This is a genomic window from uncultured Thiodictyon sp., from assembly GCF_903828115.1.
Taxonomy (GTDB): Bacteria; Pseudomonadota; Gammaproteobacteria; order Chromatiales; family Chromatiaceae; genus Thiodictyon.
Window position 1 is genome coordinate 1 of the sequence record NZ_CAIKKU010000176.1, and the last position, 6,765, is coordinate 6,765.

Below are 6,765 nucleotides of genomic sequence, written 5' to 3' on the forward strand. Positions count from 1 at the left end.
GTGCCCCGGATTCTCTCGCACCCTGAATTGCATCGCTTCTCCGAATACGATTACGACAACGACAACGACAACGACAACGACAACGACAACGACAACGATTATGTCTGTGTTTAACTTGTTCTTGACTCGTTACTCAACGGCATTGGGTTCTGGTCGCGTTCATTCGCAGGCAGGGCGTCTTGCGAAGACTCCGGGCCGCCGTATCCGGTGTCCGCGCCCAGGGGCCGAAAATGCCCCGGTTCGTCGGCCAGGTGGCGGCGCCATTGGACCAGGGCGGGTGCGCAGGCGGGCGCGATGAGCAGTCTCCACCAGTAGGCGAGCAGGCGGTCGCCGAATGAGATCGCCAGCCGCGGCAGGGCCAGCGGGTGGTCCGCGACCGTGGCCAGGCCGCGCAGGCAGGTGGTCGCGCTGGCATAGCCGGCGCGCGCGGCGGCGTGCACGGTGGCGCGGTCGAAGCTGTTGTAGGGGTAGCTCAGGTGCCGGACCTCGTCCCCCAGGATGTCCTCCAGGGCCGCCTTGCTGTCACGCAACTCCTGGCGCAGGACCAGCCGGCTCGCCCGGTGCAGTCTGGTGTGGCTGGCCGTATGGGAGCCGATGGTGATGCCGGCCGCGTGGACCTCGCGCAGGCGTTGCGCGGACATCAGGTCCGGGATGGGGCGGTCGGGCTCCGCGGCAAACCACTCGGCGCGGCGCCCGAGCCAGCCGCTGATGGCATAGACGGTGGCCGGGAAACCGTGGTCCTGCAACACCGGCAGGGCTTGTTGCGCGAAGTTCTCGTAGCCGTCGTCGAAGGTTAATACAACGGCGCGCGCCGGCGCCGCCTGCGCGCCCGCCAGACAGTCGAGTGCCGTGTCGAGATCCAGCACCCGGTAGCCGAGCCGGGCCAGCAGGGCCATCTGGCGGGTGAAGCGGCGGCGGTCGCAGTAGTTGGCGCGGTGCCTGCGCATCGCCTTGAAATCGCCCACCTGGTGATAGACCAGGATGCTGACGGCCGGGCGCTCGGTCAGGGCGCCGATCACCCCAACAGCTCCCGATAAACGCCAAGATTTCCCTCCACCATGGCGTCGATGGAGAATTCGCGCGCCATCAGCGCGCGGCCCCCGGCGCCCAAGGCGCGTCGGCGCGCCGGATCGGCCAGCAGGGCGGCGAGCGCCGCACCCAGGGCCGCCACGTCGCCGGGCGGGACCAGGAGTCCGTTCTCCCCGTCGCGCACCGCCTCGGGGATACCCCCGGCGCGGCTCGCGACGATCGGCACCCCGGCGCTCGCCGCCTGGAGCAGTGAGACGCCCAGCCCCTCCATCAGGGCCGGGTGCACCAGCAGATCCAGACAGGGCAGTATCTCATCGAGGTCGTCGCGAAAGCCGGCCAGGGTCACCTGGGCGCCGAGCCCCAGGGCCTGGATCTGGCGCGCCAGGTCCGGCCCCTGCGGACCCTGGCCGAAGAAAAATACCCGGAGTTCCGGGTGCGCCGCCACCAGGGGCGGCAGGGCGCGCAGCAGAAACCGATGGCCCTTGCGCTCGATCAACTGGGCGACCACGGCGAGCCAGGGGCCGGCGGCGGGCACCCCCCAGGCGCGCCGCCACCGCCGCCCGGTCGCCGGGCCGGGCATAGCGCTGCCAGTCCACGGCGCTGCGCACCACCCGCAGCTTTTCCGGGGGCAGGCCCGCGCCGCGCAGCACCCGGGCGATCCCCTCGGAGATGGCGATCACCCGGTCATGGAGCCGGTACTTGAGCGCGACCAGCCACCGCGGCTCCGGATTGTCCACCCGCCGCGTGTGGATCACGGGCACCCCGGTGAGACGCGCCGCGATCCCCCCCATCAGGTCCGCCCCGATGCGGCTGTGCAGGTGCACCAGGTCCGGGCGCTCGTCACGGATCAGGCGGGCCAGGCGGGGCACCAGCAGCAGGTCCGCGTCGCCGTGCATCGGCAGTCCCCGGACCCGCGCGACCGGTGCCGCGGCCTCCCCCAGGGCGCAGCCCGCGGGGCAGGCGAGCAGGTTCTCGTGGCCGCGCGCGTGCAGGCCGCGCAGCAGGTGCAGGACCTGGAAGGCACCGCCGTAGAGGTGCCGGCCGCCCTCCACATGCAGGACCCTCAAGGCGCGGTCCCGAGCACTGCCTGGGCGGCGGCCAGGACCTCGCCGACCCCCAGGGCCTTCATGCAGGTGAAGTCCGCGTTGCAGGTGGGCCGGCGCCGGCACGGCGAGCAGGGCTGCCGATGGTAGAGCACCCGGGCGTTGGCGCGGGTGGTCTCAAGATAAGGACAGGTGGAGCCGAAGAGCAGCACGGACGGGGTGCCGGCGGCGATGCCCATGTGCCCCAGCCCGGTGTCGACCGCCACCACCAGGGCGGCGCGCTCGATCAGGGCGGCGGCCTCCGTCAGGCTGGTCTGGCCCACCAGGTTGACCAGCGGCGGCCGGGTCGCGTCGCGGATTCCCCCCAGGCCCCCGTCGGTGCCCCCCGCGGCCGCCCCGTCATTGATCCGGTCCGCCGCCGCCCGGTCCCGCGGCCCGCCGAGCAGCACCGGGGTCAGCCCCAGTTCGCGGCGCAGGCGGATGGCCAGGTCCGCCCAGCGGTCCTCGAACCAGTGCTTCTGGGGGCGGGTGGTGAAGGGGCACAGGAGCGCGAAGCCGCTGGTCAGGCCCTCGCGGACCAGGGTCGCGTCGGCGCTGCGCCCGGCCGCCCCGTCATAGTGGACGACCATCTCGAAGGGGTCGGTCGGCAGCCCCAGGGCCTGCGCCAGGTACAGGTATTCGGAGCCGATGCGCCGCGCCTCCCCGCCGCGCGCGATGGTGCGCGTCATCAGCCAGGCGCTGCCCTCCCGGGAGCCCAGGCCGATGCGCTCGCGCGCCCCGGACAGCCGCGTCAGGAGCCCGCTCTTGCCGAGCCCCTGGAGGTCCAGGGCCAGGTCGAAGCGCTGCGCGTGCAGCGTCTCGCGCAGCGCCCGCAGGCCCCGGCCCAGCGCGATGAAGCGCCGCCGGCGCCACAACCGCCGCCAGTGACCCATGGGGCAGACGATCACCTCATCCAGGTCCGGGTGGTGGTCCAGCAGGGCCCGGCACTCGGGCTGGACCAGCCAGGCGATATGGGCCTGGGGACAGGCGCGCCGCAGCGCCGCCACCAGGGGCGAGGCGAACACGACATCGCCGATGGCCGAGAGGCGCACCAGCAGGATGCGGGCGTCCGGGGGGAGGGCGGGGGGGTGGGGGTCGGGCATGTCGGTTCCTGAAGAAAGTACGTTAGGAACGGTTCATTGATAGGTGAAACACGTCCATTAGGGAATGTTCTTGGCACCGTTGTCGTTGTCGTTGTCGTAATCGAGGTTATCGTAGTGTCCCGGATTCTCTCGCGCCGCAAAGTGCATCGCTTCTCCGATTACGATCTCGACAACGACAACGACAACGACAACGACAACGACAACGACAACGACAACGACAACGACAACGACGATTGCGTTTAACCTGTCAGTGACTCGTTGCCTGACGTATTTTCCTGAATGATATGCAGATCCCTCTGCGGGAAGGGGATGCTGATCCCCGCCGTCTGGAAGCCGTACCAGATGCGCCGGTTGACCTCTGAGCGGACCGCGGTGCGCCCCACCGGCCCCAGAAAGTGCACGCAATACTCGACCCGCAGGATCACTGCGGAGTCCCCGAACTCCCACAGACTGACCAGGGGCCCGGGCAGGCGCAGCACCGGCTCGTAGTCCGCCAGCAGGTCGCGGATCAGGGTCATGGCCCGGTCCGGGTCGTCCTGGTAGCCGATCCCCACCGTCAGGACCGTGCGCAAAATGTCGTCGCCGTGTGTCCAGTTGATGAAGTCGCCGCTGATCACGGTCCCGTTGGGGATGAAGACCTCCTGTTTGTCGAAGGTGCGCACCGTCAGCGAGCGGATGCCGATGCGGGTGACCTCCCCCTCGTGGCTGCCCACGGTCACGACGTCCCCCACCCGCAGCGGGCGTTCCACCAGGAGCAGGATCCCGGAGATGAAGTTGTTGACGATGTTCTGGAGGCCGAACCCGATCCCCACCCCCAGGCTGGCGGTGAAGACCAGCAGGGTGGTCAGATTGAGCCCCGACACCTCCAGGGCCAGCAGCACCCCGCACACCATCACCACGTATTGCGTGAGCGTGGCCAGGGCCTGGCGCAGTCCGCGGTCGCGCACCCGGCCATAGGCGAGTTGGAAGCTGACCTGTTTGACCCAGGCCCCGCTGGAGACCGCCAGGACCACCAGCAGGACCGAGAGGGCCAGGTCCCAGGGGGTCAGGTTCAGGTGCCCGGCATTGAGCAGTGGGTGCGCAGCCCAGTCCAACAGGGCGCGGATCGGCGGGGTATGGTTGTCCCAGCCCCAGAGCCGGATCAGACCCAAGCCCGCGGCCAGCCAGGCCAGGAGGACCGCCAGCCCATGGCCCGGGAGCAGGAAATAGCGCCGCCAGAAGGCGCCGCGCTCACCCGCGAGCCGCCCCGCGGTCCGGTCCCGCAGGTCACCCAGGCTGCCGATGGCGAAATACAGGAGCGCCGCCACCAGGGCCAGCCAGCCCAGACGGCTGGTGATCGCCCAGGCCAGGTTGGCGTATCCCAGCAGGCCCAGCATCCCCGCCGCGACCAGCGTGAGGGCGATCAGCCGGGACAGTTCGCTCAGCAGCCGGGTCCCGCGCCCGACCGGGGGCGCCTGCCCCCCCGCCGCGTCTCCGGGCACCTGCCCGTCGGTCGCCGCCGCTCCCCGCCGGCGCTGCGCCTGATGCAGGATCAGGTCGCGCAGCCCGAAGGCCGGCACGGCCAGCAGCAGCAGCCCGATCATCGCCAGGCGGTCCAATACATCGCCCAGCAGCGGTGAGACCCCGAGTGATCCGGTCACCAGATAGAGCGCGGCCACCACGGCGGACAACAGCAGGACCCAGCGCAGCCGCCGGTAGAACTGCCAACGCGCCGGTGAGCGGGCGTGCGCCGGGTCCCGCTCGAACAAGGCCGCCCGGGCGAGTGTCAGCACAAAGACGGCCACCGGCACGATGCCGAACAGGAGCAGGACGGGCACGAACTCATAGCCGGGCAGGGTGAGCCGTGTGCCGACCCAGGTCCAGACCGCGGCGGGGATGGCCAGGGGGAGCGCCGCGGCCAGGGCCGCGGCCGGGGCGGCCACCCGCCGGGTCGGGTCCGGCGTGACCAACTGCCGCCGCAGCGCCCGGCTCAGGACCAAGGCGCCGAAGACCAGCAGCAGGGCCCCGCCGATCAGCATTGGCCGTTGCGCCGGTTCCATCGCGGCGGCGCGGGTATGGAGGTCCTGCGCCAGGCGTCCCAGGCTCAGTCCCAGGAGCCGCGGCAGTCCGCCCACCCCGGCGGCGATGCGTCGCCACTCGGGGCCGGTCAGGGGGAAGGGGTGCCGGTCGGTCAGTGACCGGGCATAGACCTGTGCCGCCATCGCGGTGAAACGGGTGCGCTCCTCGCCGGCCCGATGCAGCAGGTCCGCGACCTCCTGCGTCTGGCGGGTGAGCACCGCGTCCAGGTCCGCATCCGGTGTCGGTGTACCGTCCGGCGCCGCCCGGCCCGCCGCCAGGGTGCGGCGGGCCACCAGCACTTGCCGCTGTAACTGCAAGGTGCCCTGGTATCCCCGCAGTCGGGTCCGCAGGTCCCGGATCTGGTCCGCGGCGCCCGCCAGCAGACCGGCCGGCATGGACGGGTCCTCCCGCAGGACCGCGAGTGCGTCCAGACGCTGCCGGATGCCGATCAGTTCCAGGTCGTTTTGGGCCAGATTGCCGCGGACGGCCACCTCCTGCAGGCGCGCATCGAGCGCCGCGCGCCGCGCGATGGCGTCCGGGTCATCACCGCTGACGGCCGCCGCCTCGTCCGCCAGCCGGCTGGCCGCGCGCACTGCATCGGTGACCGCGCGTTCCTGCGCCTTGACCTGGGCGTCCGCACCCAGCGCCAGGCTGCCCGCGCCGGGACCGGCCAGGTCATTGATGCTCTCCAGGCGCACCCGCGCCTGGAGCAGGCGCAGCCGTTGCTCGTCGAGTGTCAGCAGGCGCCCGATGGCCGCGCCCAAGCGGCCCATGGTGTCCCCCAGGGACCTGATGGTGTCCGCCTGCTCGCGCAGCAGCCGCAGTGCCGCCAGTCGGCGCGGGCGCGCCAGGTCCGTGTCCGGGTCGGGATCGGGGGTCTCGGCCAGGGCCACGATACCCTGTTCGAGCTGGGCCAGGGCGAGCCGCTGGTGTGCCGTCTGCTCGTTCAGCGTGTCGATGCGCATGCGCGTGGTTTCCAGTTCCAGGCGCGCCGCCCGCAGCAGGTCCGGGTGGACGTCCCGGGCGCGCAGTTGCACCTCCTCCAGGGCGAGCCGCTCCTCCAGGCGCTGCGCGTCCAGCAGCCGCCGCGCGACCGCCGCCTCCAACTCGGTGCCCACCCCCAGCAGGCGGGCGGTCTCGTCGCGGATGTCCGTGAGCGGCGGGATCGGCGCGCCCGCCGCCCGTGCCAGCCCCGGCGTCAACGCCAGGACCAGGAGCAGCGCCCAGCCCAGGGATGGGCCGGCCGGCGAACGGATCAGCCTGCGCCAACAGGGCATGGTGACACTCATGGTGACACTCGATAAGGTCCGGTCGCGGTCGGTGGTGGGACTGGGGGGCCATCTTAACCCAGGGCGCCCGCTTCGGACCCGCCTGACGCCCGCCCGGGTGCGATCAGAACTGATGTGGTGGCCGGGATCCCGGGTACGCTGTCGTTGTCGTTGTCGTTGTCGTAATCGAATAATCCGACCACGATTTCGACAACGATTACGACA

The 6,765-nt window shown here is 71.3% G+C and carries 4 protein-coding genes and 1 pseudogene; all 5 read right to left on the reverse strand.

All coding sequences use genetic code 11. The features are described from left to right. Positions 1–110: 110 nt before the first annotated feature. The 5 genes and pseudogenes from QZY48_RS06195 to QZY48_RS06210 all read right to left on the reverse strand — a co-directional run bounded on the left by QZY48_RS06195 (position 111) and on the right by QZY48_RS06210 (position 6,561). The gene (locus tag QZY48_RS06195; RefSeq protein ID WP_295429090.1) at positions 111–1,019 is read right to left on the reverse strand and encodes a polysaccharide deacetylase family protein; all 909 of its coding nucleotides are present in this window, start codon (positions 1,017–1,019) and stop codon (positions 111–113) included. Beyond that, complete coding sequence (locus QZY48_RS34615; protein ID WP_366929641.1) at positions 1,016–1,609, reverse strand: glycosyltransferase; 594 nt, start codon at positions 1,607–1,609, stop codon at positions 1,016–1,018. The genes QZY48_RS06195 and QZY48_RS34615 overlap by 4 nt, the downstream gene beginning before the upstream one ends. Before the next feature lie 67 nt (positions 1,610–1,676). After that, positions 1,677–2,198, reverse strand: a pseudogene (locus QZY48_RS34620) (glycosyltransferase); the annotation flags it as partial. Beyond that, on the reverse strand, positions 2,093–3,214 hold the full coding sequence (locus QZY48_RS06205) for a glycosyltransferase family 9 protein (protein WP_295429093.1): 1,122 nt from the start codon (positions 3,212–3,214) through the stop codon (positions 2,093–2,095). The pseudogene QZY48_RS34620 and the gene QZY48_RS06205, both read right to left, overlap by 106 nt. A 239-nt stretch (positions 3,215–3,453) precedes the next feature. Then, entirely contained in the window at positions 3,454–6,561 is a 3,108-nt protein-coding gene (locus tag QZY48_RS06210) for a mechanosensitive ion channel domain-containing protein (protein WP_295429095.1), read from the reverse strand. Positions 6,562–6,765: the final 204 nt, after the last annotated feature.

Bases quoted from the DNA above. Each gene is read 5' to 3' on its own strand.
- QZY48_RS34615 (WP_366929641.1), bottom strand. From the start codon at position 1,609: ATGCCCGGCCCGGCGACCGGGCGGCGGTGGCGGCGCGCCTGGGGGGTG.
- QZY48_RS06205 (WP_295429093.1), bottom strand. From the start codon at position 3,214: ATGCCCGACCCCCACCCCCCCGCCCTCCCCCCGGACGCCCGCATCCTG.
- QZY48_RS06210 (WP_295429095.1), bottom strand. From the start codon at position 6,561: ATGAGTGTCACCATGCCCTGTTGGCGCAGGCTGATCCGTTCGCCGGCC.